Genomic DNA, 26,692 nt, shown 5'->3' on the forward strand with positions numbered 1-26,692 from the left:
CCGCGCGCCGAAGCGCCGCCGGAACCGGCCCCGCCGGGCAGCGGCGGCTGTTCGCGCGCCGCTGCGTCATGCTTCATCTCAAACCTTCGCGGTGGTGTCGCCGACCGACACTTCGCCGTTCAGCGCCGCACGCAGCTTGTTGCGGTCGAGTTCCTTTTCCCAGGCCGACACGACGATCGTCGCGACGCCGTTGCCGACGATGTTCGTCAGCGCGCGGCACTCGCTCATGAAGCGGTCGATACCGAGGATCAGCACCATGCCCGACAGCGGGATGGTCGGCACCACGGCCAGCGTCGCCGCCAGCGTGATGAAGCCCGCGCCCGTCACGCCGCTCGCGCCCTTCGAGGTCAGCATCGCGACCGCCAGCAGCGTGAGCTGCTGCATCCAGGTCAGTTCGATGTTGGTCGCCTGGGCGATGAACAGCACGGCCATCGTCATGTAGATGTTGGTGCCGTCGAGGTTGAACGAGTAGCCGGTCGGAACCACCAGGCCCACCACCGAACGCGAGCAGCCGGCCTTCTCGAGCTTCTCCATCAGTTGCGGCAGCGCCGCTTCCGACGAGCTCGTACCGAGCACGATCAGCATCTCTTCCTTGATGTACGCAACGAAGCGCAGCACCGAGAAGCCCGTGAAGCGGGCCACCGCGCCGAGCACCACCACCACGAACACCACGGAGGTCAGGTAGAACGTGCCGATCAGCTTGAGCAGCGGCACCAGCGAACCCACGCCGTACTTGCCGATGGTGAACGCCATCGCGCCGAACGCGCCGATCGGGGCGAGCTTGGTGACGATGTGGACGATGCCGAACAGCACGCGGCTGGTGCCTTCGATGAAGTCCGTGACCGCCTTGCCGCGTTCGCCGAGATTCGCGAGCACGCTGCCGAACAGCAGCGCGATCAGCAGGATCTGCAGGATTTCGCCCTGGCCGAATGCGTCGAACATCGTGTTCGGGATGATGTGCATCAGGAAGTCGACGGTCGACTGGCCGTGCGCCTTGGCGGCGTACGACGCCACTTCCTTGCCGTTCAGCGTGGCCGGGTCGATGTTGAAGCCCGCGCCCGGACGCAGCAGGTGCGTGGCGGCGAGGCCGAGCACGAGCGCGAACGTGGAGACGATCTCGAAGTAGAGCAGCGCCTTGCCGCCGACGCGACCGACCTTCTTCATGTCCTGCATGCCGGCGATGCCGCTCACGACGGTACAGAAGATGATCGGGCCGATGACCATCTTGATCAGCTTGATGAAGCCGTCGCCGAGCGGCTTCATGTCGATCGCGAGGGATGGGTAGTAGTGACCGAGGATCACGCCGACGACGATGGCGAAGATCACCTGCACGTAGAGCACTTTGTAGAACGGTTTCTTCTTCACGATGAGTCCAGTTTCCAGAAGGGGAAGTGAGCCTTGAGAATCGGCATCACGCGCGCGGGTGAGCGTCAGGGGAAGCCATGAGCCCGCGCGGCGGCCGCGTCGCAACAAGCAACGGCCTTAGACCATCCGGGGGAAAGGAATTGGGTGGGGCACCATCGATTGTCTCCTTGCTGCTGTCGTTGTCCGGCCAAGGCTGGCCTTGTGGCAGATATACGCAAGCTCGATGCCAGGGCGCTAACCAAGCTTAGGCCTTTGATTCGTTTATGTTTTTATGAATCGGCTGGCGCGCGGGAATCCGGGTTTCCGGAAATCCGGAAAGCGGAGCGTCCGGCAATCCGGACGAGTGGGGAGAATTGTGTCGGGGGGAGAAGGAATCGAAGGGAGGGAGCCGCCGCCAGGCGGCTCCGAATGCGCGGCGGCGCCTCAGTGTTTACCCAAGCCGATATACCGCGCCAGATGATGATCCTCGTCCCCCAGTTGGTGATCGATCATCACGAGCCGCTTCGCGTAATGCGCGAGCGGCAGCTCCCAGGTCATGCCGATCCCGCCGTGCAGCTGGATCGCCTCCTCGGCGACGCGCGTGCCGGTGCGGCCGACCGTGAGCTTGGCGGCCGACAGCGCGCGCTCGCGCGTCACGCGCGGCGCATCGAGCGCCGCCGCCGCGTTGATCACGGCCGAGCGCGCCTGTTCGATTTCGAGCAGCAGGTCCGCCACGCGATGCTGCAACGCCTGGAAGCCCCCGATCGGCATGCCGAACTGCTGGCGCGTGCGCAGGTATTCGATGGTCTGCGCCTTGACCACGTCCATCGCGCCCACCGCCTCGGCGCCGAGCGCGAGCAGGCCGAGGCCGGTCACGTGTTCGAGCAGCGCGGCGCCGTCGCCGGACAGGCGCGCCGCGGCGTCGAGCGTCACGCCGTCGAGCCGCACCTCAGCCGCGCGGCCGCCGTCGATGCGCGCGATGTCGCGCACGCTCACGCCGGCCGCCTCGCGCGGCACCACGAACAGCGCGAGGCCGGCCGCGTCGTCGTCGGCGCCATCGAGACGCGCCGACACCACGAAGAACGCCGCCTGCGCGCCATGCTCGACCACCGCCTTCGCGCCGTCGAGCCGCCAGCCGTCGCCGTGCGCGGCGGCCCGCGTGCGCACGAGGTGCGACTCGTAATGGCCATCCGGCTCGCCGTGCGCAAACGCGGCGCTCGCGCTGCCGTCGATCAGCGCCGCGAGCCGCTCGCGCTGTGCCGCGCCGCCGCCGGCCGCGATCGCCCGGCCGGCCATCAGCGCGCCGAGGAACGGCTCGACCACCAGCCCGCGCCCGAGGCATTCGAACACCACGGCGATGTCGAAGCCCGCGCCGCCGAAGCCGCCGTCGGCCTCGGCGAACAGCGCGCCGATCACGCCGAGTTCGGCGAAGCGCCGCCACAGCTCGTCGCTGTAGCCGGCCTCGGAGCGCGCGATGCGGTCGCGCACCGGAAATGCATATTGCTCGTCGATGAAGCGATTCAGCGAATCGGCCAGCATCCGGCGATCGTCGCTATGCGTGAAATCCATGGGGCCTCCGTGTCCGTTACAGTCCGACGATCGTCTTGGCGACGATGTTCTTCTGAATCTCGTTCGAGCCGCCGTAGATCGACAGCTTGCGGTTGTTGAAATACTGCGCGGCGGCGCTCGCCGCCTCGGGCGGACCGAGCGGTTCGGCGTCGTCGGCCCCGTCGGCTTCCAGCGCCGCGTCGGGGAACGGAATCGCGTACGGCCCCATCGCGCGCCGCATCAGCGACGAAATTTCCTGGCGGATCTCGGTGCCGCGAATCTTCAGCATCGAGCTTTCCGCGCCCGGCGCGCCGCCGCCCGCCACGGCCGCCAGCACGCGCAGGTTGGTGGTCTTCATGTTCTCCAGTTCGATCTCGACGCGCGCGAACCGCGCGGCGAACAGCGGATCGTCGGCGAGCGGGCGGCCGCCCTTGATGCGCGTCGCGGCCACGGCGCGCAGGCGCTCCAGCGCGGCCACCGAGAAGCCGACGCCGGCGATGTTGGTGCGCTCGTACGTGAGCAGGAATTTCGCGTAGGTCCAGCCGCGGTTTTCCTCGCCGACGAGGTTCTCGACCGGCACCCGCACGTCGGTGAAGAACACCTCGTTGACCTCGTGCTCGCCGTCGAGCAGCACGATCGGCCGCACCTCCACGCCGGGCGTGTTCATGTCGATCAGCAGAAAGCTGATGCCCTCCTGCTTGCGCACGTCGGTGGCGGTGCGCACGAGGCAGAAGATCATGTTCGCGTAGTGGCCGAGCGTGGTCCAGGCCTTCTGGCCGTTGACGACGTAGTGATCGCCGTCGCGCACGGCGCTGGTTCGCAACGACGCCAGATCGGAGCCGGCGCCCGGCTCGGAATAGCCCTGGCACCACCAGTCGGAGCCGTCGAGAATGCGCGGCAGCCAGTGGCGCTTCTGCGCCTCGCTGCCGTACTTGATCAGCACCGGGCCGAGCATGTTGACGCCGAACGGCACGATGCGCGGCGCGCCGGCGATCGCGCATTCGTTGTCGAACAGGAACTTCTGCGCGACGCTCCAGCCGGGGCCGCCGTACTCGCGCGGCCAGTGGCTGGCCAGCCAGCCCTTTTCATGCAGGATCGCGTGCCAGCGCGCCATGTCGTCGCGCGTCAGGCGCCGCCCGCCATTGACCTTGTCCGACAGCTCGGGCGGCAGCGCGTCGGCCAGGAAGCGCCGCACCTCGGCGCGGAACGCTTCTTCTTCGGGGGAGAAATCGAGGTTCATCGGGTTGTCTCCGGTGAGGCGAAATGCGGGGGGAGGCCGGCGTTCGGCCGGCCCGGTTCAAGCTTTCGAATTCAGGCTCTCGAATTCAGGCTCTCGAAGCGCGCGCCGCGTTCGGCCAGCTCGACCAGCAGCGGCGACGGCTTCCAGAACGCCGGATCTTCCTCGGCGTAGCGGCGGATGTCGGCCAGCACCGTGTCGAGGCCGAGCGTGTCGGCGTAATGGAGCGGGCCGCCGCGATGACGCGGAAAGCCGTAGCCGTGCACCAGCACCACGTCGATATCGAGCGGGCGCAGCGCGATGCCCTCGTGCAGCACGTTGGCGGCCTCGTTGATCATCGCGGCCAGATAGCGGCGCACGATCTCGTCGTCGCTGAACTCACGCGGCACGATGCCCTTGGCAGCGCGCGCGTCGGCCACGATCTGCTCGACCTCGGGATCGGGCTGGCCGGTGCGCGCGCCGTCCGGGTAGCGATAGAAGCCGCGCTGCGTCTTCTGCCCGAACCAGCCGCGCTCGCACAGCCGGTCGGCGATCGCCACGTAGCGCAGCGCCGGATCGCGCGTGGCCGCGCGACGCTTGCGCGTGGCCCAGCCGATGTCGCCGCCGGCCAGATCGATGACCTGGTACGGCCCCATCGGAAAGCCGAATTCGCGGATCGCGCGGTCGATCTGGTACGGCGACGCGCCGTCTTCCATGGCGAGGTCGGCCGCGCCGCGATACACGGCCAGCAGCCGGTTGCCGATGAAGCCGTCGCACACGCCCGCGCGCACCGCCACCTTGCGCAGCCGCTTCGCGAACGCGAACGCGGTGGCCACCACGTCCGGGCGAACCTGCGCGGGTACCACGATTTCGAGCAGCTTCATGACGTTGGCCGGCGAGAAGAAATGCAGGCCGATCACGTCGCCGGCGCGCTCGCCCGCGCTGGCGGCGATCGCGTCGATGTCGAGATACGACGTGTTGGTGGCCAGCACCGCGCCCGGCTTCGTGACTTGCGCCAGTTCCTCGAACACGGCCTGCTTGACGGCCTGGTCCTCGAACACGGCCTCGATCACGAGGTCGACATCGGCCAGCGCGTCGTACACCGTGCTGCCGCTCAGGCGCGCGAGCCGTTCGTCGCGCGCGGCCTCGGTGAGCCGCCCCTTCGCGACCAGCGCGTCGTACACCTTCGCCACGCGCGCGCGGCCCTGCGCGAGCGCCCGGTCGTCGCGCTCGATCATGACCACGGGCAGCCCCGCGTCCAGCACGGCCACGGCGATGCCCGCGCCCATCGTGCCGCCGCCGATCACGCCCGCGCGTTCGATCGGGCGCACCGCCGCGTCGCGCGCGCCCGGCACCTTGGCCACCTCGCGCTCGGCGAAGAACGCATGGACGAGGCCCGCGCGCTGCGGGCTGTCGAGACAGGCCAGGAACAGTTGCCGCTCGCGCGCCATGCCCTCGTCGAACGGCAGCGTCAGCGCCGCTTCCACAGCCTCGACGATGCGTTGCGGTGAGAACAGCCCGTTCGCACGCTTGCCCAGCTCGGCGCGCGCCGCGTCGATCGCGGCCTGCGCGGCGGCGCGATCGGCCAGGCCGTCGGCGTCGCGCGTGCGACGCACCGGCGCACGGCTCGCGAGCAGCGCCTGGGCATACGCCAGCCCTTCGGCCAGCGTGTCGTCGCTGACCGCGAGCCGGTCGACGAGGCCCATCACGTAAGCGGCCGGCGCATCGACACGGCGCCCGCTCAACATCAAATCGAGCGCCGCCGCGGCACCGATCAGGCGCGGCGTGCGCTGCGTGCCGCCCGCGCCGGGCAGCAGGCCGAGCAGCACTTCGGGCAGGCCGAGCAGCGCGCCCGGCAGCGCGATCCGGTAATGCGCGGCCAGCGCCACTTCGAGCCCGCCGCCGAGCGTCGCGCCGTGCAGCGCGGCGATCACCGGCTTGGCGCTGTTCTCGATGCGGCCGCACACGTCGGGCAGCGCGGGCGGCTGCGGCGGCTTGCCGAATTCGCGGATATCCGCGCCGGCGATGAAGTTGCGGCCCGCGCCGACCAGCAGCACCGCCTCCACGGCGTCGTCGCCCGCGGCCGCCTCGATGGCGTCGAGCAGGCCGCGCCGCACCTCGGTGGACAACGCGTTGACGGGCGGGTGATCGAGCGTGACGACGAGCACGGCGTCGCGGCGCTCGCGCGTCACGGTGCCGGTGGGGGAAGCCGAAGCGGCGGCGGAGGGATTCGAATCGGTCATCGCGTCTCCTGAGTAGTGACCTGCGGGCCGACGAGCAGCCCGACAGTCGTGTTGGGATTCTCGATTGATCGAGTCGAATTGACAATTCCCAGTTCCCTTTACAAGCTGTCAAATATCTTTTGACAATTCCCCTCGCATCGGACCCCGCCATGGACATCAACGCGTTGACGCTGCTCGTCGAGATCCTCGACGCCGGCAACCTCAGCAACGCCGCGCGACGGCTCAAGATGAGCCGCGCCAACGTCAGCTACCGGCTCAACCAGCTCGAGAAATCGGTCGGCCTGCAATTGGTGCGGCGCACCACGCGGCGCATCGAGCCGACCGAAGTGGCGTTGCGGCTGGTCGAGCACGGCCGACGCATCCAGCACGAGCTGCTGGCCGCGCAGGAAACCGTGGCCACGCTCGGGCAGGCGCTGCAGGGGCGCGTGCGGCTGTCGGTGCCGAGCGGCTATGGGCAGATCGTGATGTCCGACTGGCTGATCGCGTTCAAGCGGCAATACCCGGGCATCGTGCTCGACGTGGTGTTCGAGAATCGCGTGGAGGATTTGCTGCGCGACGAGGTGGATATCGCCGTGCGCGTGATGGCCGAGCCGCCGCAGAACCTCGTCGCGCGCGACATGGGCGCGGTGCGCTACGTCGCCTGCGCGTCGCCCGGGTTCGCGGCCGCGCACGGCATGCCGGCCACGCTCGACGCGCTGGCCGGCGCGCCGCTGATCACCGCCACCGTGCTCGGGCGGCAGTTGCGGATCGCGGCCTACCTCGGCGCCGAGCGCCACGAGGTGCTGCTCGCGCCGACGCTGATCTCCGAGAACTTCCTGTTCCTGCGGCAAGCCGTGCTGGCCGGGCTCGGCGTGGGCATCGTGCCCGACTACGTGATCCAGGACGATCTGCGGCGCGGCGCCGTGGTGACCACGCTCGACGCGTACCGACTCAGCATCTTCGGCACGCGCATGGCGATGCTCTACATGCCGAACCGGCACCACACGCGCGCGACCTCGACGTTCATCGATTTCATCCTCGACGCGGCGCGGCAATCGGGGCGCGTGGCGGAGTGAGGCGCGGCGGCGCGGTGGCACGGCACGATTCGAGGGATTCGACGAATGACAGGCGGGTGGACAGGCAGCGACAATAGCCGGCCCGCGAGCGGCGCCCGATCCGCAATCGACCGGCGCGCGAGCGGGCCAAGCCGCGCGACGGCGCATCCTTCGACACCGCTGCTCTCCCCGAGGTACACGATGACCGACCGGCTTCGCCCGCGCCCGTCCCGCCTGCATCGCGCGCCAGCCGCCGCGCAACGCGCCGCCGTGCGCGTGCCGCTCGACCCGTCTGCCAGGTTTGGCCTGTTTGGCCTGTTTGGCCCGTGTGCCCCGCTCCACCGCCTCACCCATCGCGTTGCCCCGTTCGCCGCCGCCGCGCTGCTCGCGGCGCTTGCCGCGTGTTCGAGCGCCGGTGCAGGCGGCCCGGGCGGCGCGGCCGCCGCGTCGGCTTCCGGCGCGACGTCGGCGCAGGCGGCCGGCGCGGCATCCGCGAGCGCCGCCGCCGCGCCGCCGGCCTTCGGCGTGCGCACGGCCGAGGCGGCCAGCGGCTGGAACGACAAGCCGGGCTGGTCGGCGCAGCGCGAGATGATCGTCGCGGCGAACCCGTACGCGGCGCAGGCCGGCGACGAGATCCTCAAGGCCGGCGGCAGCGCCGTGGACGCCGCGATCGCCGCGGAACTGGTGCTGACGCTGGTCGAGCCGCAATCGTCGGGGATCGGCGGCGGCGCGTTCCTGCTCTATGCCGACGACAAGACCACCGACGCCTACGACGGCAGCGAAACCGCCCCCGCCGCCGTCACCGAACACCTGTTCCTCGACCGCGACGGCAAGCTGCTGCCGCCCGCGCAGAGCGCGGCGGGCGGCCGGCCGGTGGGCGTGCCGGGCATGCTGCGGATGCTCGAACTCGCGCACCATGCGCACGGCAAGCTGCCGTGGCGGCGGCTGTTCCAGCCGGCGATCCGGCTCGCCACGCAGGGCTTCTCGATCGGCCCGCGCCTGGCCGCGCAGATCGCGCGCGACCCGTGGCTGCGCAACGATCCGGCCGCGCGCGACTATTTCTACGAGAAGGACGGCCGGCCCAAGGCGGCCGGCACGCTGCTGCGCAATCCGGCGCTGGCCGCCGCGTTGCGGCAGATCGCGGCCGGCGGCGCGAACGCGTTCTACGGCGGGCCGCTCGCGCGCGACATCGCCGCGAAGGTGAGCCAGTCGGGCAACCCCGGCCTGCTGAACCCGCAGGATCTCGCGCGCTATCGCGCCGTGACGCGCGCGCCGTTCTGCAGCGATTACCGCAAGTGGACGCTATGCGGGATGCCGCCGCCATCGTCGGGCGGCATCGCCGTCGCCCAGATGCTCGGCCTGCTCGACGGCCTGCCCGACTGGCAGCGCATCGGCGCGCAGCGGCCGGTGCCCACCGCGCTCGGCGTCGAGCCCACGCCGCAGGCCGCGCACCTGTTCAGCGAGGCCGGCCGCCTGGCCTATGCCGATCGCGCGCGCTATGTCGGCGACCCGGACCGCGTACCCGCGCCCGCCGGCGACTGGCAGCGGCTGATCGCCCCCACTTATCTGGCGCAACGCCTGCAGCGGCTCGGCGACACCAGCCTCGGCCACGCCAACGCGGGCGTGCCGGCCGGCTCCTCGCTGGCCACCGCGTTCGGCGACGACGCCGACGCGCTCTCGCCGCCGCCCGCCGCGAGCGAACTGAGCGTGGTCGATCGCAACGGCGCGGTGGTGTCGATGTCGTCGAGCCTGGGCGATCCGTTCGGCGCGCGGCTGATGGTGCGCGGCTTCCTGCTCAACGACGCGCTGGCGGGCTTCTCGCGACAGCCGCGCGATCACGGCCGGCCGCTCGCGAACCGCCTCGACGGCGGCAAGCGTGCGCGCGCCTCGCTCGCGCCCGAGCTGGTGTTCGAGCGCGGCACGCGCCGCGTTGCGCTGGCGCTCGGCGGCGCGGATGCGACGAGCGTCGCGAAGACGCTGATCGGCATCGGCGATTGGGGCATGACGATCCAGCAGGCCATCGCGCTGCCGAACCTCGGCTCGCGCAACGGGCCGACCGAAGTGGAAGCGGGGCGAGTATCCGATACGCTGATCGATGGCTTGAAGCGGCGCGGCCACACGGTCGTCGTGACCGAACTGAACTCGGACCTGACCGGTTTGCAGCGCGTGACGGTGGACGGGCAATCGCTGTGGATCGGCGGGGCCGATCCGAGACGGGAAGGCGTGGCGGCGGGGGATTGAGGGGAGGCGGGAACAGAAGCGGCAGCGCAGCGGCAACAAAAGCGAACACCAGAGCGATCGCGCAAGGCGGCGCGATCGCAAGCCGCCAAGCCTGACAGCCGCCGCCCGCGCCGCAACGGCACCCGCCACCGCTCCAGACAGCGACAGCGGAGGTGCGAGCCCAAGCCACCGCGCAAGACGGCCCGATCGCGCAGGCCGCCAAGCCTCACGGCCCCCCTACCCGCGCCCCTTCCACGGCACCAGCCGCCGCTCCAGCGCGCGCATCGCGAGGTCGAACCCCCACGCGATCGCGCCGATCAGCACGATGCCCATCACCACCACGTCGGTGCGCAGGAAGCTCGACGCGTTGAGCACCATCTGCCCGAGCCCGGCCGTGGCCGCCACCATCTCGGCGGCCACCAGCGTGGTCCAGCCGAAACCGATCGCGATCCGCAGCCCGGTCAGGATTTCCGGCAATGCGGCCGGCAGTACCACGTGGCGCACCACCTGCAACGGGCTGCCGCCCAGCGAATACGCGGCGGCGATCTGCTCGTGCGTCGCGCTGCGCACGCCGGCGCGCGCGGCCATCGCGATCGGCGCGAAGCAGGCCAGGAAGATCACGACGATCTTGGCGGTTTCGTCGATGCCGAACCAGATCACCACCAGCGGCAAATAGGCCAGCGGCGGCAACGGCCGATAGAACTCGAGCGGCGGATCGAGCAGGCCGCGCGCGACGCGGCTCACGCCCATCAGGATGCCGGCAGGAATGCCGAACAGCGCCGCCAGCGCGAACGCGCCGAATACCCGCAGCGCGCTCCAGCCCAGATGCTCGATCAACGGCACGCCGCCCTGAAGCTGCCCGCGCCAGGCCTCGACGAACGCCTGCCAGACGGCGGCCGGCGACGGCAGAAATAGCGGGGGCACCCAGCCGAAATACGTGGCGGCCCACCAGAGCAGCGCCAGCCCGGCCACCGATGCCGCACTGAGCGCGGCCGTCGGCCCTTCGCCGGGGCGTCGTGCGCCGCGATGCGCGGTGCGGCGGCGCGGTGTCGTGGGGGCAACGGGCAGAACCGGCCGCGTTGCCGCGTCGGCCGCACGCCCCTGCCCGGCGGCCATGCGCGGCTGCGCCTGCCACGTCACCGTGCGCGAACGCGTCCGATCGTCCGGATGTGGCGGCGCACCGGCCTCCAGCGCGATGTCGTCGTGCGCGCTCATGCGGCCTCCTTCGCGCTCGTGCGCCCGTGCAGCAAACCGATCAGACGCTCGCGCCACGCGATGAAGTCGGGCGACGACTTCACGCCGCGCGCATCGCGCGTCTGCACGAAGCGCCGCGCGAACGGCAAGTCATGCGTTTCGGCGATGCGGCCCGGCCCGGGCGTCATCACCACCACGCGCGTGCCGAGAAACAGCGCCTCCTCCACGTCGTGCGTGATGAAGAACACCGTCTTGCCGGTGCGCGCCCACAGGTCGAGCACCAGTTCCTGCATCGACTCGCGCGTCATCGCGTCGAGCGCACCCATCGGCTCGTCCATCAGCAGCACGCGCGGGTCGCCGGCCAGCGCGCGGGCGATGCCCACGCGCTGCTGCATGCCGCCCGACAGCGCGTACACGCGCGAGCGCGCATGCCGCTCCAGCCCGACCAGCGCAAGAATCTTCCGCGCGCGCGCCTCGCGTTCGGCGCGCGCCACGCCCTGAAAGCGCAGCCCGAGCGCGACGTTGCCGAGCACGTCGAGCCACGGCAGCAGCGCGTATTTCTGGAACACCACGCCGCGCTCGACGCCCGGCCCGAGCACCGGCTCGTCATCGAGCCGCACCTCGCCGGTGGTCGGCGCAACGAAGCCCGCGATGCAGTTCAGCAACGTGGTCTTGCCGCACCCCGATGCGCCCACCGCCACCACGAACTCGCCGCTGTCGATCGACAGATCGACGTCGACCAGCGCCTGCGTGTCGCCGTGCCCGCGCTCCCCCGGATAGGCGACCGACAGCCGCCGGATATCGAGCCTGCTCATCGCGCGTTCCTCCGTAGCTCGCGCTCAGTGCGCGGCGGCCTTCACGAATTGCGGATCGACGCCGACCGAGTAATCGGGCAGCACCGCCTGGATGGTCCCCTGCGACTTCAGGAACGCGGCCGTGGCCGCCAGCGATTTCGCCGCGCCCGATTGCGCGCCGCCGCCGAGCCAGGTCGTCGAGGCCTGTTCGGCCGCCGACGGGAATGCGTACAGCGCGAGGCTGGCCGGCACGTCGTCGGCATTCGCCCCCGACTCCTTCGCCACCGCGGCGGCCTGCGCCGAGCCCTTGCCCCAGGCGTTCGGATGCGCGCGGTAATCGGCGTCGGCCGCGGCCAGCACCTTCACGAAGCGCGCGACGAATTCGGGGTTGTCGTGCGCGAAGCGGCGCGTGGCGACGAAGCCGTCGAACGTCGCCTTGCCGGTGGCCTTCGCCACCTGGCCCGACGTGATCAGCACCTTGCCGTTCTGCTTCACTTTCGCCAGCACCGGATCCCAGATATAGGTCGCGTCGATGTCGCCGCGCGCCCACGCCGCCGCCACTTCGGGCGGACGCAGATTCAGGATCTTGACCGAGTTCGGATCGACGCCGGCCTGTTGCAGCGCGACCAGCGCGTGGAAGTGGGAAGTCGAGACGAACGGCACGCCGATCTTGTGGCCCTTCAGGTCGGCCACGCTGTTGACGCCCGAGCCGTTGCGCGCGACCAGCGCTTCGGCGTCGTTGATGTTGTCGAGAATCCAGAACAGCGAAAGATCCACGCCCTGCGACAAACCCGCCGCGATCGGCGCCGAGCCGGCCTCGCCGAGCTGCACCGAGCCCGAGGCGAGCGCGCGGATCACGTCGGCGCCGCTGCCGAGCTTGCGGAACGTGACTTTGTAGCCAGTGGCCTTCTCCACCTCGCCCGTCGCCTGCGCATAGCGCCACGGCACCACCATGTCCTGATACGCGATCACCACTTCCTTGTCGGCGGCCCGCGCCGAGGCGGCGGCGAGCGTCAGCGCGGCAACGGCGCCGGCAAGCGCGAGGGTCAGGACGGTGCGGACGGAACGGAAACGCGGCATGGCTTACCTCTCGGGTCGGATGCGGTGGTTCGAAAACGCCCGACTATAGAGACTTCATGCCCACGCGGTTCTATCGATTCCTGCGATGCAATTGACGCTGCTGACGCTATGCATTTCGCGCTGAAGCGGATGCCGCCGGCAATGACGCGACAGCCGCGCCCCAAAACGAAAAACCCGCCTCGCGGCGGGTTCTCGTTCAATCGGCCAAGCGGCGGGTTTCAGACCACGCCCGCGCCGTGCGCCTGCAGATCGGCGTGGTAGCTCGAACGCACCATCGCGCCCACCGCCGCATGCGTGAAGCCCATCTTGTAGGCCTCTTCCTCGTACATCTTGAAGACGTCCGGGTGCACGTATTCGCGCACCGGCAGGTGGTGCTCCGACGGTTGCAGATACTGGCCGATCGTCAGCATGTCGACGTTGTGATCGCGCAGGTCGCGCATCACCTGGAGGATTTCCTCGGGCGTTTCGCCCAGGCCGACCATCAGGCCCGACTTGGTGGCGACATCCGGATGCAGCGCCTTGAAATCCTTGAGCAGCTTCAGCGAATGCGCGTAGTCCGAACCGGGGCGCGCTTCCTTGTAGAGGCGCGGCACCGTTTCGAGGTTGTGGTTCATCACATCGGGCGGCGCGGCGTTCAGGATGCCGATCGCGCGATCGAGACGGCCGCGAAAATCGGGCGTCAGGATTTCGATGCGGGTGTCCGGCGACTGCTCGCGCACCTGGCGGATGCACTCGACGAAATGGCCGGCGCCACCGTCGCGCAAGTCGTCGCGATCCACGCTGGTGATCACCACGTACTTGAGCTTGAGCGCGCCGATAGTGCGCGCCAGATTGCCCGGCTCGTTCTCGTCGAGCGGATCGGGGCGGCCGTGGCCGACGTCGCAGAACGGGCAGCGGCGCGTGCACTTGTCGCCCATGATCATGAACGTGGCGGTGCCCTTGCCGAAGCATTCGCCGATGTTCGGGCAGCTCGCTTCCTCGCACACCGTATGCAGGTTGTGCTCGCGCAGGATCGTCTTGATCTCGTTGAAGCGCGAGCTGCCGGTGGCCGCCTTGACGCGAATCCAGTCGGGCTTCTTGAGCTTCTCGATCGGGATGATCTTGATCGGGATGCGAGCCGTTTTCGCCTGCGCCTTCTGCTTGGCGGTCGGATCGTAGGCGGCCGATTCGGCCGATGCCGGAGTTGCGATTACGTCAGTCATTCGTGTGTTCCAGTGCCTGCGGCAATACGGCGGCGGGGGCGCCGTCAAGGTTGGCGGTCAGACGGCGCACGAGGGTATCGGCCACGTTCCGCCAGTCGGCGACCACGCCGACGGCCGCCATGTCGACCGTCTCGAGTCCCGCGTAGCCGCACGGATTGATCGCGAGAAACGGAGCGAGATCCATCCGGACATTGAGGCTCAGCCCGTGATAACTGCATCCGTTGCGAATTTTCAGGCCGAGCGCGGCGATCTTCGCGCCCGCATGCGGCCCCGATTCCACGTAGATACCGGGCGCGCCCGCCTTGCGGACCGACGCGAGATTATACGCCGCGAGGGTCTCGATCACGGCCTGCTCGATCCGCTCGACCATCGGGCGGACCATCAGCTTGCGGCGGCGCAGGTCCACCAGCAGGTAGGCGACGATCTGGCCGGGGCCGTGATAGGTGATCTGCCCGCCGCGATCGACCTTGACCAGCGGCACGCCGCTGTCGGCCACCAGCAGGTGCGCCGGGTCGCCGGCCTGGCCGAGCGTGTAGACGGGCGGGTGTTCGACAAGCCAGATTTCGTCGGCGGTATCGGCGCCGCGCGCATCGGTGAACGCGCGCATCGCATCGAAGGTGGGCGCGTACGGCGCGCTGCCGAGCCAGCGCACCACGAGCGACGGCAGTGCGGCCCCGTTTTCGGACGGCGCGGCACTGCCGGAATCGATGGGATGGGGGGACAAGTGGGTGACCGGCGGCGCTGACATGGGCGCTAGTTTACCGAAAACCGCCCCGCGCCGCCGGGCCTCGTACACGGCCCGATCTGGTCCGAGTCACGCTTACACCGCGCTCACACCACGCGCCAGCCGTCGTGCAGCCGCGTCGAGACCCAGTTCGCCAGGCGCTTCAGCGCCGAGCGCGCCGCCTGGCACGGCGAGGGCACCACGCTGAACGCAACCTGCGCCGACGCCGGCCCCTCCACGCCGAGCCAGAGGCGCTCGCCGCGGCGCAGGCGCAGCGTCGCGCCGGGGGCCAGGAAGTAGTCGTCCACGTCCTCGCTGCGAGTGGCCCACACCGTGGCGCCCTGCACGGTCAGGCGCGTGCTGTGCGCCACCACCATCGGCACCGTTTCGCCAGCCTGGATCTCGAACACGACGTTTGTCGAAATTTCTCTCATGATGCGCTCCGGAAATCACATTGGAATGACTACAATCCTAGGCACATCAAGGGTTTACGCAAAACGATACGTTTTCACGTTCTTGTGAGAAAAATTAGCAAGTGGACCTACGCAAACTGCCCCCGCTGAATGCCCTGCGCGCCTTCGAGGCCGCCGCGCGCCATCAGAGCTTCTCGCGCGCGGCCGACGAGCTGTTCGTCACGCACGGCGCGATCAGCCACCAGGTGCGCTCGCTCGAGGAAGAACTCGGCGTGCCGCTGTTCACCCGCAACGGCAAGCGGCTCGCGCTGACCGACACCGGCGAGCGCTACGCGCTGCAGGTGCGCGCGGCGCTGACCATCCTGCACGACGCCACGCTCGACGTGCGCGCGACCGACCGGCGCAACCGGCTGGTGGTGTCCTCGCTGCAGTCGTTCGCCGCGCGCTGGATCACGCCGCGCATCGGCTCGTTCATCGATCGCCATCCCGATATCGATCTCGAACTGCAATCCACCAACTCGCTGACCGATTTCACGCGCGACGACGTGGACCTCGCGATCCGCTTCGGCAAAGGCGTCTACCCGGGGCTGCACGTCGAGAAGCTGTTCGACGAGCTGTTCTTCCCGGCCTGCGCGCCCACGCTGAACGGCGGCGTGCTGCCGAAGGCGCCGGCCGATCTGGTGCACTACCCGCTGCTGCGCTCCGACGACGAGCTCTGGCGCCCATGGTTCGACGCGGCCGGGCTCGACCGGCTGACCGAGCCGAAGCGCGGCGTGCTGTTCCACGATTCGTCGCAACTGGTGCAGGCGGCCATCGACGGCCAGGGCATCGCGCTGGTGCGCCGCTCGATCGCCGCCAGCGAGCTGGCCGCGGGCCGCATCGTGCGGCTGTTCGACATCACCGGGCCGAGCCCGTGGCACTGCTATTTCGTGTGTCAGCCGAACCGGCTGAACCTGCCGCGCGTGCAGGCGTTCCGCAACTGGATCCTCGAACATCTGGCCACGTTCGAGGCGGATTGGGCGCGCCTCGATACGCTGCACGCGGCGCGGCACGGGCAGCACGATGGGCATGCGCAGTTGGAGGCGGTGCAGCGGGAAAAATCGGGGGAGGATGAAACGAACAATGCGGCGGGGGAGACAGCGGGGGGGTGACGCTGGCGAGCCAACCGAACCGGCGGCGCGGCGCGGCGGCCGACGCCGCCACCCCGACACGCCGGAAAGCAGCGCTTAAAGCACGACCTTGACCATCGGGTGGCCGGTCAGCGAGCGGTAGATGTCGTCGAGCTGCTGCTGGCTGGTGGCGCGCACGGTGATCGTCAGGCCCGTGTAGTTGCCGCCGCTCGACGAGCGCTCCTCGATCTTCTCCAGATCGATTTCATTGTCGTGCACGGCCACTACCTTGAAGATCGTGTCGCGAAATTCGGGATGGGCCTTGCCCATGATCTTGATCGGGAAATCGCAGGGGAATTCCAGCAACGTGTCCTTCCTGGTATCGATCGCGCCAGTCAGTTCGACTGTCTTGGTCGGGTCGGTCGTCATAAGCTTCTCCAGAAAGAATCGATAAAAACGCGCTCAGGCGGCGGCCAGCTCGCGCGACTTGGCGCGCTGGTAGGCCTCGTACAGCGCAATGTACACGGGGCCCGGGCGCCCGTCCTGCACCGGCAGATTGTCGAGCGACGTGACGGGCAGGATTTCCTTGGTGGCCGAGGTCAGCAGGATCTCGTCGGCCGCGCGCAGTTCGGCTTCGTTGATCTCGCGCGCGACGAACGGAATCCCGCATTCCTCGGCCAATTCCTCGACGAGCGCGTAGCGCACGCCCTCGAGAATCTTGTTGCTGCGCGGCGGCGCGAGCAGCTCGCCGTTCTTGACCACCCACACGTTCGACGACGACGCTTCGGTCAGGTTGCCGTCACGCAACTGGATCGTCTCGAACGCCTCGCGCTGCGCGGCATGCTGGGCCATCAGCACGCTGCCGAGCAGCGAGGTGACCTTGATGTCGGCGTGCAGCCAGCGGCGATCCTCGGCCGTCACGCAGCGCACGCCGGTGGTGCGGATCTCGTTGCCGGGCAATTCCATCGGGCTGACCATCATGAATACGGTCGGCACGATACCGGCCGGGAACGCGTGGCCGCGCTTCGCCACGCCGCGCGTGATCTGCAGATAGACCTTCGCATGCGCATCGCCGAGGCTGTCGGCATTGACCGCCAGCAGCTCGTCGATCAGCGCGCGCCAGCCGGCGTCGTCACGCGGGTTCGGGATGTCGAGCTTCTTGAGGCTGCGGTCGAGCCGCGCCAGGTGCTGCGGCAGCCGAAACGGCCGGCGCGTGCCCTCGTGCAGATAGAGCGGCGCCACCTCGTACACGCCGTCGCCGAAGATGAAACCGCGATCGAGCACCGGCACGCGCGCCTCGGACAGCGCCACGCGCTGCTCCTCGGCATTGACGCTCAGATAGACGACGGGGTCGAAATCAGCTTGGCTCATGGCGATCAACGAAAGTGGATGAGGCGTTCGACACGATGGCGCGCCGCCGGGGTGCGATGTAGCGGCCAAATACAGCGGACGAATGCAAAGGCTGGCCGCGAAACCGGAATGCAAGGCTTCGCGGCCAGCCCGAGCCGACAGCTTACCGCCGACGGCGAAATCACGACGCGGCAGCAGCCCTCGGCCACCGCCCCGCCCGTGCTTACTTCTTGGCGAACATCAGCAGGATCGAATCCCAGATGCGGCCGAACAGGCCCGCTTCCGGCACCGCCTGCAGCGCGACGACCGGGAACTGCGCGACCGTCTTGCCGTCGGCCACGAACTGCACCGTGCCGACCTGCTGGCCTTCGGCCAGCGGCGCGATCAGCGGCGTGTTCAGCGTGACCTGCGGCTTGATCGTGTCGCCCACGCCCTTCGGCAGCGTGACGAACTGATCCTTCTGCACGCCGACCTGCACCGCGTTGTCCTTGCCCTTGTACACGCGCGGCGTGGCCACGGCCTGGCCGCCCTTGTACAGACGCACGGCGTCGAACGCGCTGTAGCCGTAGTTCAGCATCTTCATGCTGTCGGCCACGCGGTCGCTTTCCTTGGTTTCGCCCATCATCACCGACACCAGACGGCGCGTGCCGCCATCGGCGCCCGGCAGCGCGCGCTTGGCCGAGGCGATCAGGCAGTAGCCGGCCGCTTGCGTGTGGCCCGTCTTCAGGCCGTCGACGGTCGGGTCGGTCCACAGCAGGCGGTTGCGGTTCGCCTGGGTGATGTTGTTGTAGCGGAATTCCTTGACCGAGAAGATGTTGTAGTAATCGGGGAAATCGCGGATCAGGCGCGCCGACAGCTTGGCCAGGTCACCGGCGGTGGTGTAGTGCTGCGGATCGGGCATGCCGTTCACGTCGGCGAAGTGCGTGCCGGTCATGCCGAGCTTCTGCGCCTCCGTGTTCATCAGGTTGACGAACTGCGACTCGCTGCCGCCGACCAGCTCGGCCAGCGCGATGGCGGCGTCGTTGCCCGACTGGATGATCATGCCGTACACGAGGTCGTGCACCGACACGGGCTTCTCGGCTTCGATGAACATGCGCGATTCGTCGGTGCCGACGCGGCGCACGGCGTCGCTCGGCGTGACGATCTGCTCCATCGAGATCTTCTTGGTCGACAGCGCCTCGAACACCAGGTACGCCGTCATCAGCTTGGTCAGCGAGGCCGGCTCGACGCGTTCGTCCGCGTTGCCGGAAGCGAGCACCTGGTTGCTGCTGGCGTCGACCAGCACCCACGAGCGCGCGTTGACGCCCGGCGGGGGCACCGCGCCCGGCATGAAGGTAGCCGGCGCGCCGGTGGGCGCCGCAGCGGCGGCGGCTGCCGCGGCCGCCTTCTTGGCAGGCTTGGCCTGCGCGACGGCAACCGTCGTCACGAGCGCGGCGGGCACCACGACGCCGAGCGCGATATTGCGCGCGGCAGCAGCGAAGGCGGTGGAGGAAGCGAGAGACTTGAGGCCTACGGAGGACAAACGCATGATCGATTCAGGCTGATGGCAGAAAGTGCTGCGCACGGGGCGCAAGATCGGGGAACCGGGACGGCGAGCGGTCCGGCCGGCACCTGGGCGGAGCCTGACACGGCGCGCGGAGTTGGACAGGCGGCGGCAGCGGCGGTTCGCGGCGCGTGGGTGACGCGGCGTCGCGGGACGCTGCCGCGCGCACCGCCGAGGGTGCCGCGCGACGCGGGCAAACCCGGCCATTATACGGGCGCGCGGCGGGCCGAAGCCGCCGTAAGCCGTTTCTGTCGTATGCGACAAACAGATGAAAGGCGCCGCGCCGTCAGCCCGATGCAAGCCGGCAAGCCCTCGCGCCGGGGCACGTCAACGCCAGGCGTCGACGATCACGCGCTTGAGGATATGCAGCTTGCGGTGGAAGAAATGCTCGGCGCCGGGGATCACCACCACCGGCAGTTCCTGCGGCCGCGCCCAGTCGTAGACGGAGCCGATCGGCACCGTGTCGTCGGTCTCGCCGTGGATCACGATGGTGTCCTCGGGCACCTCGGCCACCGCCCAGCGGCTCGCCGCCGTGCCGACGAACACCATGCGCTCGACCGCGTCGCCGCGCTCGCGCAACTGCTTGGCCACATGCGACAGCACGAACGTGCCGAACGAGAAGCCGGCCAGCACCAGCGGCAGCGTCTCCTGCCCCGGCTGCGCGCGCATGTGGGCCAGCACCGCGAGCAGGTCGTCGGTTTCGCCCTGGCCGTTGTCGTGGGTGCCCTCGGTCTCGCCCACGCCGCGGAAGTTCGAGCGCGTGACGATGTAGCCGAGCTGCGTGAAGATGCGCGCCAGGGTTTGCGCGACCTTGTTGTCCATCGTGCCGCCGAACAGCGGATGCGGATGCGCGACCAGCGCGATGCCGCGCACGGGCACCTCGTCGGGCGGCAAATCGACGGCGATCTCGATGCGGCCCACCGGGCCGTCGATCAGGGATTTCTGCGTTTGGGCGTTCATGCGGCGTCCGGGAACGGGTGAAAAGCGCGTGCGCTCAGATCTTCAGGCGATCGACCACCTTGCCGTCGCGCAGGTGCGATTCGACGATCTCGTCGATGTCCTGCTTGTCGACGTAGGTGTACCAGGTGCCTTCGGGATAGACCACCATCACCGGGCCTTCCTCGCAGCGGTCGAGGCAGCCGGCCTTGTTGATGCGGACCTTGCCCGCGCCGGACAGGCCCAGTTCCTTGACGCGCTTCTTCGCGTATTCCTGCATGTGCTGCGCATCGCAGTTCGCGCAGCTCGGACGGTCCGCGCCGGGATCGCGCTGGTTCAGGCAGAAGAACACGTGGTGCTGGTAGTAGCTGGCGTTCATGATGTGGGGGCCGCCCGCGTGCGTCGTGCGCCGCCGGCTGGATTGGGTAGGTGTCGGGAGGACCGATTATAGCGAGCGGTGGCCGCGCCTGCTGCCGCCACCGCCCTCACCGCGAACCACCGTCCTGCCCATCGCCATCGCCCGCGCGCCGGCGCGTGCGCCGCCCGAGCCAGCCACGTTCCGCGTGCCACGCAAGCCACACCAGCGCCGCGTACGGCCAGCTCCACGCGAGCCAGCGCACGATGCCGTTGAAGTGCAGATAGCGGCCCTGGCTCCAGCCCGACAGCGCGTAGTCGAAGAACGGATTCACGGGCAACAGGTTGACCAGCAGCAGCGACACGGCCAGCGCCACGGCGGCGGCCGTCGCCCGCCACACCGCGCGCAGCCGCAGCGAAACGAGCGCCGCCGCCAGGCCGGCCGCAATGCCGCCGCAGGCGCCCGGCGTCGCCCAGTCGAACGACAGGCCGCTGCGCAACTGCAGGAAGGTGGCCGCCGTCTTCAGCATCAGCACCACGGCCACGAACGCCAGAGCAAGCCGCATGCGCGGCGCCTGGCGGCGCATCGTCAGCGACGCCAGCGCGAGCGCCGCATACAGGCCGAGCCCGGCCAGCACGACTTCCCAGGCGCTGTCCGACAGGCGCGCGTCGAGCGCGTCGGGCCAGATGTCGAGCCGCCAGTGCGCCGGCGCCCAGGCCAGCAGCGCGTCGCGCATCGACAGGTCGGCGCGGTCCCACAGCTCGCTCGGCCAACTGCCGATGCCGAACAGAAACGGCGACGGGAACAACACCGCAAACGGCCAGAGCGCCGACAGCAACATCGGCGTGGCCGCATCGCGCTCGAACCACGTGTCGCGCAGCCGCCGCATCACGCCGCGCTCGACCAGCGCGGGCACGACCGGCGCCGCGATGGCCGCGCCGAGCAAGGCGCCGAGCGCGTTCGCGCCGAGATCGAGATTCGACGCCACGCGCGTCGGCAGGTAGGTTTGCAGCGCTTCCATCGAACCCGACACGAGCGTGCCGAGCAGCGTCGCCAGCAGCGCGGCCGGCACGCCCTTCACGCGCGGGTACAGCGCGGCGACGGCCAGCGCACCGAGCGGCAGGTAGCCGATCACGTTGGTGACGACGTCGAAACCCGTCCAGTAGCGCGGCATCGGCGCGAACAGGTAATCGAACGGGCCGACGCCGAGCGAGCGCCAGCCGAGAAACGGGTACAGCGAGGCATAGACGACCAGCGCCGCATAGGCCGCGAACAGCCGCCGCCCCAGCGACGACGGCCCGCGCGACGGCGCAGCGGCGGGCGTCATCGCGGCGGCTCCGTGCGACGGGAAGCCGGCCGCGCGCGCGTCATTGCGGCCCGCTGGCCTGCACGGCGAGCCACGCCACCATCTGCGTGACGAGATCGTTGCTGGCGGCGGCCAGCGCGCTCGCGCCGCCCGCCGCATCGGGCGAACTGGCCGGCGCGCGCGCCACGAACGTGCGCTGGCCGAGCAGCGTGCCGTCGCGCGTGAGCGTGGCGCGCACCGATACCTCGCCGTGGCTCTGCGACTGGCCGTCGAACACCTGCTCGAACGTGTTCAGCTCGACGCGCAGCACCGCCGCCCGCACCGCGTCGCCGCCGTCGAGCACCGCGCCGCGCGCCGACAGCGCGGCGCGCAGGCGCTGCGTCAGCAGTTGCGCGGGCGGCGCGGTCCAGCGGCTGTCGCGATAGGTGTCGATGCGCTGCGCATCGACATAGGCCAGGCGGTAGACGAACTTGTCGGTATCGAACGCATCGGGCGCACGCACGTCGAGCACCTTGATCACCGTGCCCGAGGCGGGCGACGCCGTCAGCGTGGACGGATCGAGCGGGCCGAGGTCGTAGCGGATGTTCGACATGCGGGCGGCGTCGCTCGCGCAGCCGGCGAGCAGCGTGAACGCGAAGGCGGCGCCGAGCGCGGCGCAGCGACGGGCCAGGACGGGAGAGAAGCGTGACATCGCGGATTCCTGCATGGTCGTGATTGCCTTGACGGTGGCCGCGTCGTGACGGCCGTCGGTTGCTACGGCCGCCGCACGAGGCAACGGCCTGGTTTCGGTGACGGATTGCGGCGCGTGGTTCGACGCCGTACGCGGCAGCCGGTGCTCGACAGGCTGCGGGCACGGCGGCACGCCACCTGCCCCGCCCGCCCGCTCAACGGCCGGCCGGTTGCGGCCAGGTGAAGCCCGACTCGCCCGGGCCCGGCAGGCCGGCGCTGGCGCCGAACAGCAGGCTGCGCGGGTTACGGGTGAACGCATCGGCTGCATCGCGCACCGTGCGCGAGGTATCGCCGATGTTCATGCTCAACGCATTGACGCGCGGCAGCGTCTCGTAACGCACGCTCGCATTCAGTTCGGACAGCGTCTGATTCATCGAGGTCAGCGCAGTTCCCGCCTGTTCGGCCGCCCGGCCGGCGCGGTCGAGGTTGGCGGCCAGCGGGCCGCGCGGCGCGAGCAGCGCATCGGCCGACGCCAGCGCCTGATTCATGCGACGGGTGGTTTCGGGCAACTGCGCCGTGACCGGTTCGAGCGAATGCGTCAGCGTGCTGACGCCGTCGGCGGCCTGCTGCACGCTCTTGGCCGTCGATTCGAGTTGCTCGCGCATCTGCGGCGACAACATGGCGTTGACGGCCTGCGCGGCCACTTCCATCTGCTTGAGCAGCCCGTCGCCGCGCTTCTGGAGCTGGTCCAGCAGGCTCGGGTGGAGCGGGATCTGCGCGATCGCCTTGTCGGAGGTCGGCAGCGGCGCGGGATCGGTGCCGGTGTCGTCGAGCTGCACGAACGCGATGCCCGTCACGCCCTGGAAGCCGAGGCTGCCGTAAGTCGAGCGCGTGATCGGCGCGTCCTTGTCGACCAGGATGCGGATGTCGATCTCGCCCGGGTGCGTCCGGTCGAAATGGATCGACGCCACCTTGCCGACACCCAGCCCGCGATAGCGCACGTCCGCATCGGGGAACAGGCCCGTCACGTTGGTACGCGCGACGAGATCGTAGGGAATCCGTACCGAGCGGTCGACGTTGAACCAGAACACGGTCGCGATGATCGCGAGCAGCAGCCCCAGGGTGAACAGCCCGGCCCAGAATGCATGTGATTTGTTTTCCATTCGCGATTCCTTCCAGTTACAGCTCGACGCTGGAGAGCGCCGGCTCGAGCGCCGCCTTCGGCAGCTTGGCACGCCGCTCGGGCGGCAACGCCTGCAGCGCACGACGGCCGCGCAGTCCGAGGAAATATTCCTTGATGAACGGGTGATCGACGCTGGCCGCCTCCTCCACCGGTGCGGCCACCAGCACCTTGCGGTCGGCGATCACCGCCACCCGCGTCGACAGCGCCACCATCGTATCCAGATCGTGCGTGATCATCACGACGGTCAGGCCCAGCGTGCGGTGCAGCGTGGCGATCAGGTCGACGAATTCGTCGGAGGCGCGCGGGTCGAGCCCGGCCGTGGGCTCGTCGAGAAACAGCAGCTCCGGCTCCAGCGCGATCGCGCGCGCGATGCCGACGCGCTTGATCATCCCGCCCGACAGCGCCGACGGCATCTTCGAGGCGTGCTTGCACGGCAGGCCCACCATCTCCAGCTTCAGCATGACGATCTCGTGCAGCAGATCCTGCGGCACCCGGCCCAGCTCGCGCAGCGGCTGGGCGATGTTGTCGAACACGGTCAGCGACGAGAACAGCGCGCCTTGCTGGAACAGCATGCCCGAGCGGCTGCGCATCACGCGTGCGGAATCGGTGTCGAGCGCGGCGAGGTCCTGGCCGAACACCCGCACGGTGCCCGAGGTGGGCCGCTCCAGCCCGAGGATCTGCCGCACCAGCGTGGTCTTGCCGGAGCCCGAGCCGCCGACGACCGAGACGATCTCGCCCTGCCGCACGTCGAAATCGAGATGTTCGTGGATCACGTTGCGACCGTAGCGCTTGGTCAAGTCGCGCACTTCGATCACGTAGTCGGGCGCGCCGTCGCCCTCGGCGGCCGTGCGCATCGCGGCGGCGGCGGTGCCGGCGTCGGCTGCATCGGCTTGATCGGCGGAAGTCGGCCTGTCGTTCATCATCCGAGCCCCACGTTCTGGAACAGGATCGCGAACACGGCGTCGGCGAGGATCACCACCGTGATCGAACTGACCACCGAGGTGGTGGTGCCTTGACCGAGGCTCTGCGAATTGGCCTTGATGCGGAAGCCGAAATGGCAGCCCACCAGCGCGATCAGCATGCCGAACACCACGCCCTTGCCGACCCCGATCCACAGGTTCGCGATCGGCACCACGCTCGGCAGCGAGCGCACGAAGAAATTGACGTCGATGCCGAGCACCAGCTTGGCCGCCAGCGCGCCGCCCGACAGCGCGACGATGTTGGTCCACATCACCAGCAGCGGCATCGCCACGCCGAGCGCCACCACCCGTGGCAGCACGATGCGCAGCCCGTGCGGAATGCCCATCACGCGCATCGCGTCGAGCTCCTCGGTCACCCGCATCACGCCGATCTGCGCCGTGATGGCCGAGCCGGAGCGCCCGGCCACCAGGATCGCCGACAACACCGGCCCCAGCTCGCGGATCACCGACAGCCCGAGGATGTTGACGATGTAGCGGTTCGCGCCGAACTGCTGAAGCTGCTGCGCCGACAGGTAACTGAGCACGATGCCGATCAGGAACGCGACCAGCGCGGTGATCGGCAGCGCCTTGGCCCCGGCGTTGTAGACGTTCGCCGAGATTTCCGTCCACGGCATGGTTTTGGGGCGGCGCAGGATCGATCCGAAATCGAGGATCACGCGCCCGAACATGCCGATCCCGCCATACAGATGCTCGCCGAACTGCATCAGCGACAGGCCGAAGCGCGTGATCGGATCGTGTCGCACCACCGGCTCGGGCGCCTCGCGCGCCTCGTCGAGGCGCTGGATCCGTTCGAAGATGGTGCTCTGGTTGGCGGTGAGCGCCACGCCGGCCGGCAGCCGACGGCCCCATGCGCGCCAGAGCGCCTGACCGCCGACGTGGTCGAGCCGCTCGATCGCCGAGAGATCCCAGCGGCCGCCCGGCCCGTCCTGCGCGCCGCCGCTCGACAATTCGCGCGCGAGCTTTTCCGCGCGCCGCACCACGGCGCCACGATTGCGTGCGAGGGCCAGCGCGGTCCATTGCCCGGACAGGCGCACGGTCTTGTCGCCGCCGCCGGCATCGACCGACAAACCCGGTGGTGTCTGGAAGTCCAAGGAACGGCCGTCTCGAAAAAAGTGACAGCGGCCATTGTATCGAACCCCATCTGTGCGCGCGCCAGAAGCTGATCGGCCGTGACGCGCCCGAGGAAATCTTCCCGCTTTCGATCCGCCGGATTTCATTTCGACGTCACGAACGCTTTCGATACTTGAACTCGGTTCCGGCCAACGGCATCCGCACGCCGTTCATTCCGCCCCCAAAAAACAGACAGGACATTCCGATGCGCTTCGATTCGCCGTCCGCCGCCATGCAGGCGCTCGTCAGCCGTTTCCCGGGCGACATCGACCGGGTCACGTCGCCCGACCTGAACCACGCAATCGACCTGACGCAATGAAGACGACGATGCGCAGTTTCACCACGCTCAACGCGGGAGGCGCATCGACGGCCGCCTCCACCGCCCACGCCGCCCCGACGCACGGTTTCGCACGCGCGGCTCGCTTCACGCTGCCGACCACCGGCATGCTGCTGGTGGCCGCGCTGCTGGCGGCGGGCGTGGCGGCCGCCGGCTGGGACGGCAGCGCCAGCCGCGCCGATCGCGTGCAGATCGAGGCATGGCGCGCGAGGGTGGCACAGGCGAGCGAGCCACGCGCGATGCAGCAGTTGCGCGAACTGGCGCGCGACGGCAGCGGCGACGCGCAGGTCGCGCTCGGCACCGCGCTGCTCGGCTCGCACGATACGGGCCTGCGCGACGAGGGGCTCGGCTGGCTCGAAACCGCCGCCGAGGCCGATCCGGCGGCGCACGATGGAGCGACGGCCGCGACCGTGCGCGAAGCCCGCTTCGAACTCGACAAGGCGCGCGTGTTCGGCAATCGCGGCGTGACGCGCGACGAGGATGCGTATCACGCGCCGTGGCTCGAAGCCGCGCGTGCGCTGAAGCAGCCGGCAAGCGCGCCTTAAGCGGCACGGAAGACGGTGAGGCGAGCGTGCCTCGGCCTCGCCGCGTTCGAGCCTTCTGATCCAGCCCCGTCGTTTCAGCGCGCCGGATCACCCTCGGGCCGCCCGCCTCGCCGCGTGCGCCGGCACCCCGTCATCCGCCTGGATCGGCGCCGTCGGCGCGACACGCGCCGGATCGATCCCGTGCGCGCCGGCTCTCGTACAATAGCCGCCATGACAGCCTCCCCGCCCCTTCCCGACGACGCGCGGATCGATCCGGC

General features: G+C 69.5%; 24 protein-coding genes. 4 read left to right on the forward strand and 20 right to left on the reverse strand.

What is annotated here, in order from left to right; genetic code table 11:
* Window positions 1-78: 78 nt before the first annotated feature.
* From ACYP33_RS15200 to ACYP33_RS15215, 4 genes are all read right to left on the reverse strand, one after another.
* Window positions 79-1,365, reverse strand: coding sequence for a dicarboxylate/amino acid:cation symporter (locus ACYP33_RS15200; protein ID WP_414443176.1), 1,287 nt, complete (start codon window positions 1,363-1,365; stop codon window positions 79-81).
* Window positions 1,366-1,788: 423 nt separating this feature from the next.
* Window positions 1,789-2,913: an acyl-CoA dehydrogenase family protein gene (locus tag ACYP33_RS15205; RefSeq protein WP_459622683.1), complete on the reverse strand. Its 1,125-nt coding sequence runs from the start codon at window positions 2,911-2,913 to the stop codon at window positions 1,789-1,791.
* A gap of 16 nt (window positions 2,914-2,929) precedes the next feature.
* Window positions 2,930-4,132 (reverse strand): acyl-CoA dehydrogenase family protein, encoded by a 1,203-nt coding sequence (locus ACYP33_RS15210; protein ID WP_459622684.1) that lies wholly within the window; start codon window positions 4,130-4,132, stop codon window positions 2,930-2,932.
* Between the two features lie 71 nt (window positions 4,133-4,203).
* Window positions 4,204-6,351, reverse strand: a complete 2,148-nt coding sequence (locus ACYP33_RS15215) for a 3-hydroxyacyl-CoA dehydrogenase NAD-binding domain-containing protein (RefSeq protein ID WP_459622685.1) — start codon at window positions 6,349-6,351, stop codon at window positions 4,204-4,206.
* Between the two features lie 149 nt (window positions 6,352-6,500).
* Between ACYP33_RS15215 and ACYP33_RS15220 the strand changes: the two genes are divergently transcribed.
* On the forward strand, window positions 6,501-7,406 hold the full coding sequence (locus ACYP33_RS15220; protein WP_414450926.1) for a LysR family transcriptional regulator: 906 nt from the start codon (window positions 6,501-6,503) through the stop codon (window positions 7,404-7,406).
* Window positions 7,407-7,586: 180 nt separating this feature from the next.
* Window positions 7,587-9,626, forward strand: coding sequence for a gamma-glutamyltransferase family protein (locus tag ACYP33_RS15225; protein ID WP_459622686.1), 2,040 nt, complete (start codon window positions 7,587-7,589; stop codon window positions 9,624-9,626).
* A 216-nt stretch (window positions 9,627-9,842) separates the two neighbouring features.
* On the opposite strand, the gene ACYP33_RS15230 is transcribed toward ACYP33_RS15225, so the two are convergent.
* From ACYP33_RS15230 to ACYP33_RS15255, 6 genes are all read right to left on the reverse strand, one after another.
* A complete protein-coding gene (locus ACYP33_RS15230) occupies window positions 9,843-10,721 on the reverse strand; it encodes an ABC transporter permease subunit (protein WP_459622747.1) in 879 nt (292 codons plus the stop codon).
* 95 nt (window positions 10,722-10,816) lie between these two features.
* A complete protein-coding gene (locus ACYP33_RS15235) occupies window positions 10,817-11,614 on the reverse strand; it encodes a taurine ABC transporter ATP-binding protein (RefSeq protein WP_459622687.1) in 798 nt (265 codons plus the stop codon).
* 24 nt (window positions 11,615-11,638) lie between these two features.
* Complete coding sequence (tauA, locus tag ACYP33_RS15240) at window positions 11,639-12,673, reverse strand: taurine ABC transporter substrate-binding protein (RefSeq protein WP_459622688.1); 1,035 nt, start codon at window positions 12,671-12,673, stop codon at window positions 11,639-11,641.
* A 218-nt stretch (window positions 12,674-12,891) separates the two neighbouring features.
* Window positions 12,892-13,875 carry a lipoyl synthase gene (lipA, locus tag ACYP33_RS15245; RefSeq protein ID WP_414443187.1) on the reverse strand — a complete coding sequence of 328 codons (984 nt, stop codon included), beginning with the start codon at window positions 13,873-13,875 and terminating at the stop codon, window positions 12,892-12,894.
* Entirely contained in the window at window positions 13,868-14,623 is a 756-nt protein-coding gene (gene lipB / locus ACYP33_RS15250; RefSeq protein ID WP_459622748.1) for a lipoyl(octanoyl) transferase LipB, read from the reverse strand. Before lipB ends, lipA begins: the two co-directional genes overlap by 8 nt.
* 83 nt (window positions 14,624-14,706) lie before the next feature.
* On the reverse strand, window positions 14,707-15,033 hold the full coding sequence (locus tag ACYP33_RS15255) for a DUF2917 domain-containing protein (RefSeq protein ID WP_414443189.1): 327 nt from the start codon (window positions 15,031-15,033) through the stop codon (window positions 14,707-14,709).
* Window positions 15,034-15,134: 101 nt separating this feature from the next.
* Between ACYP33_RS15255 and ACYP33_RS15260 the strand changes: the two genes are divergently transcribed.
* Window positions 15,135-16,163 (forward strand): transcriptional regulator GcvA, encoded by a 1,029-nt coding sequence (locus ACYP33_RS15260; protein ID WP_459622689.1) that lies wholly within the window; start codon window positions 15,135-15,137, stop codon window positions 16,161-16,163.
* Between the two features lie 75 nt (window positions 16,164-16,238).
* On the opposite strand, the gene ACYP33_RS15265 is transcribed toward ACYP33_RS15260, so the two are convergent.
* The 10 genes from ACYP33_RS15265 to ACYP33_RS15310 form a co-directional block, all read right to left on the reverse strand.
* Entirely contained in the window at window positions 16,239-16,550 is a 312-nt protein-coding gene (locus tag ACYP33_RS15265) for an HP0495 family protein (protein WP_414443191.1), read from the reverse strand.
* A gap of 33 nt (window positions 16,551-16,583) precedes the next feature.
* Window positions 16,584-17,492, reverse strand: coding sequence for a D-amino acid aminotransferase (locus tag ACYP33_RS15270; protein ID WP_459622690.1), 909 nt, complete (start codon window positions 17,490-17,492; stop codon window positions 16,584-16,586).
* 202 nt (window positions 17,493-17,694) lie between these two features.
* Entirely contained in the window at window positions 17,695-18,999 is a 1,305-nt protein-coding gene (locus tag ACYP33_RS15275) for a D-alanyl-D-alanine carboxypeptidase family protein (protein WP_459622691.1), read from the reverse strand.
* Window positions 19,000-19,341: 342 nt separating this feature from the next.
* A complete protein-coding gene (locus ACYP33_RS15280) occupies window positions 19,342-19,974 on the reverse strand; it encodes an alpha/beta hydrolase (RefSeq protein ID WP_459622692.1) in 633 nt (210 codons plus the stop codon).
* A gap of 34 nt (window positions 19,975-20,008) precedes the next feature.
* Complete coding sequence (locus tag ACYP33_RS15285) at window positions 20,009-20,329, reverse strand: (2Fe-2S) ferredoxin domain-containing protein (RefSeq protein WP_414443195.1); 321 nt, start codon at window positions 20,327-20,329, stop codon at window positions 20,009-20,011.
* A gap of 106 nt (window positions 20,330-20,435) precedes the next feature.
* On the reverse strand, window positions 20,436-21,632 hold the full coding sequence (locus tag ACYP33_RS15290) for a VanZ family protein (protein WP_459622693.1): 1,197 nt from the start codon (window positions 21,630-21,632) through the stop codon (window positions 20,436-20,438).
* 40 nt (window positions 21,633-21,672) lie between these two features.
* Window positions 21,673-22,302: an ABC-type transport auxiliary lipoprotein family protein gene (locus ACYP33_RS15295; RefSeq protein WP_414450919.1), complete on the reverse strand. Its 630-nt coding sequence runs from the start codon at window positions 22,300-22,302 to the stop codon at window positions 21,673-21,675.
* Between the two features lie 193 nt (window positions 22,303-22,495).
* Window positions 22,496-23,443, reverse strand: coding sequence for an MlaD family protein (locus ACYP33_RS15300; protein WP_414450918.1), 948 nt, complete (start codon window positions 23,441-23,443; stop codon window positions 22,496-22,498).
* 16 nt (window positions 23,444-23,459) lie between these two features.
* A complete protein-coding gene (locus ACYP33_RS15305) occupies window positions 23,460-24,386 on the reverse strand; it encodes an ABC transporter ATP-binding protein (RefSeq protein ID WP_459622694.1) in 927 nt (308 codons plus the stop codon).
* Window positions 24,383-25,660 (reverse strand): MlaE family ABC transporter permease, encoded by a 1,278-nt coding sequence (locus ACYP33_RS15310; RefSeq protein WP_414450916.1) that lies wholly within the window; start codon window positions 25,658-25,660, stop codon window positions 24,383-24,385. Before ACYP33_RS15310 ends, ACYP33_RS15305 begins: the two co-directional genes overlap by 4 nt.
* 208 nt (window positions 25,661-25,868) lie before the next feature.
* Between ACYP33_RS15310 and ACYP33_RS15315 the strand changes: the two genes are divergently transcribed.
* Entirely contained in the window at window positions 25,869-26,435 is a 567-nt protein-coding gene (locus ACYP33_RS15315) for a hypothetical protein (RefSeq protein ID WP_459622695.1), read from the forward strand.
* Window positions 26,436-26,692: the final 257 nt, after the last annotated feature.

Source organism: Burkholderia sp. 3C (genome assembly GCF_054589155.1).

Bases quoted from the DNA above. Each gene is read 5' to 3' on its own strand.
- ACYP33_RS15205 (WP_459622683.1), bottom strand. From the start codon at position 2,913: ATGGATTTCACGCATAGCGACGATCGCCGGATGCTGGCCGATTCGCTG.
- ACYP33_RS15210 (WP_459622684.1), bottom strand. From the start codon at position 4,132: ATGAACCTCGATTTCTCCCCCGAAGAAGAAGCGTTCCGCGCCGAGGTG.
- ACYP33_RS15215 (WP_459622685.1), bottom strand. From the start codon at position 6,351: ATGACCGATTCGAATCCCTCCGCCGCCGCTTCGGCTTCCCCCACCGGC.
- ACYP33_RS15220 (WP_414450926.1), top strand. From the start codon at position 6,501: ATGGACATCAACGCGTTGACGCTGCTCGTCGAGATCCTCGACGCCGGC.
- ACYP33_RS15225 (WP_459622686.1), top strand. From the start codon at position 7,587: ATGACCGACCGGCTTCGCCCGCGCCCGTCCCGCCTGCATCGCGCGCCA.
- ACYP33_RS15230 (WP_459622747.1), bottom strand. From the start codon at position 10,721: ATGGCCGCCGGGCAGGGGCGTGCGGCCGACGCGGCAACGCGGCCGGTT.
- ACYP33_RS15235 (WP_459622687.1), bottom strand. From the start codon at position 11,614: ATGAGCAGGCTCGATATCCGGCGGCTGTCGGTCGCCTATCCGGGGGAG.
- tauA (WP_459622688.1), bottom strand. From the start codon at position 12,673: ATGCCGCGTTTCCGTTCCGTCCGCACCGTCCTGACCCTCGCGCTTGCC.
- lipA (WP_414443187.1), bottom strand. From the start codon at position 13,875: ATGACTGACGTAATCGCAACTCCGGCATCGGCCGAATCGGCCGCCTAC.
- lipB (WP_459622748.1), bottom strand. From the start codon at position 14,623: ATGTCAGCGCCGCCGGTCACCCACTTGTCCCCCCATCCCATCGATTCC.
- ACYP33_RS15255 (WP_414443189.1), bottom strand. From the start codon at position 15,033: ATGAGAGAAATTTCGACAAACGTCGTGTTCGAGATCCAGGCTGGCGAA.
- ACYP33_RS15265 (WP_414443191.1), bottom strand. From the start codon at position 16,550: ATGACGACCGACCCGACCAAGACAGTCGAACTGACTGGCGCGATCGAT.
- ACYP33_RS15270 (WP_459622690.1), bottom strand. From the start codon at position 17,492: ATGAGCCAAGCTGATTTCGACCCCGTCGTCTATCTGAGCGTCAATGCC.
- ACYP33_RS15275 (WP_459622691.1), bottom strand. From the start codon at position 18,999: ATGCGTTTGTCCTCCGTAGGCCTCAAGTCTCTCGCTTCCTCCACCGCC.
- ACYP33_RS15280 (WP_459622692.1), bottom strand. From the start codon at position 19,974: ATGAACGCCCAAACGCAGAAATCCCTGATCGACGGCCCGGTGGGCCGC.
- ACYP33_RS15285 (WP_414443195.1), bottom strand. From the start codon at position 20,329: ATGAACGCCAGCTACTACCAGCACCACGTGTTCTTCTGCCTGAACCAG.
- ACYP33_RS15290 (WP_459622693.1), bottom strand. From the start codon at position 21,632: ATGACGCCCGCCGCTGCGCCGTCGCGCGGGCCGTCGTCGCTGGGGCGG.
- ACYP33_RS15295 (WP_414450919.1), bottom strand. From the start codon at position 22,302: ATGTCACGCTTCTCTCCCGTCCTGGCCCGTCGCTGCGCCGCGCTCGGC.
- ACYP33_RS15300 (WP_414450918.1), bottom strand. From the start codon at position 23,443: ATGGAAAACAAATCACATGCATTCTGGGCCGGGCTGTTCACCCTGGGG.
- ACYP33_RS15305 (WP_459622694.1), bottom strand. From the start codon at position 24,386: ATGATGAACGACAGGCCGACTTCCGCCGATCAAGCCGATGCAGCCGAC.
- ACYP33_RS15310 (WP_414450916.1), bottom strand. From the start codon at position 25,660: ATGAAATCCGGCGGATCGAAAGCGGGAAGATTTCCTCGGGCGCGTCAC.
- ACYP33_RS15315 (WP_459622695.1), top strand. From the start codon at position 25,869: ATGAAGACGACGATGCGCAGTTTCACCACGCTCAACGCGGGAGGCGCA.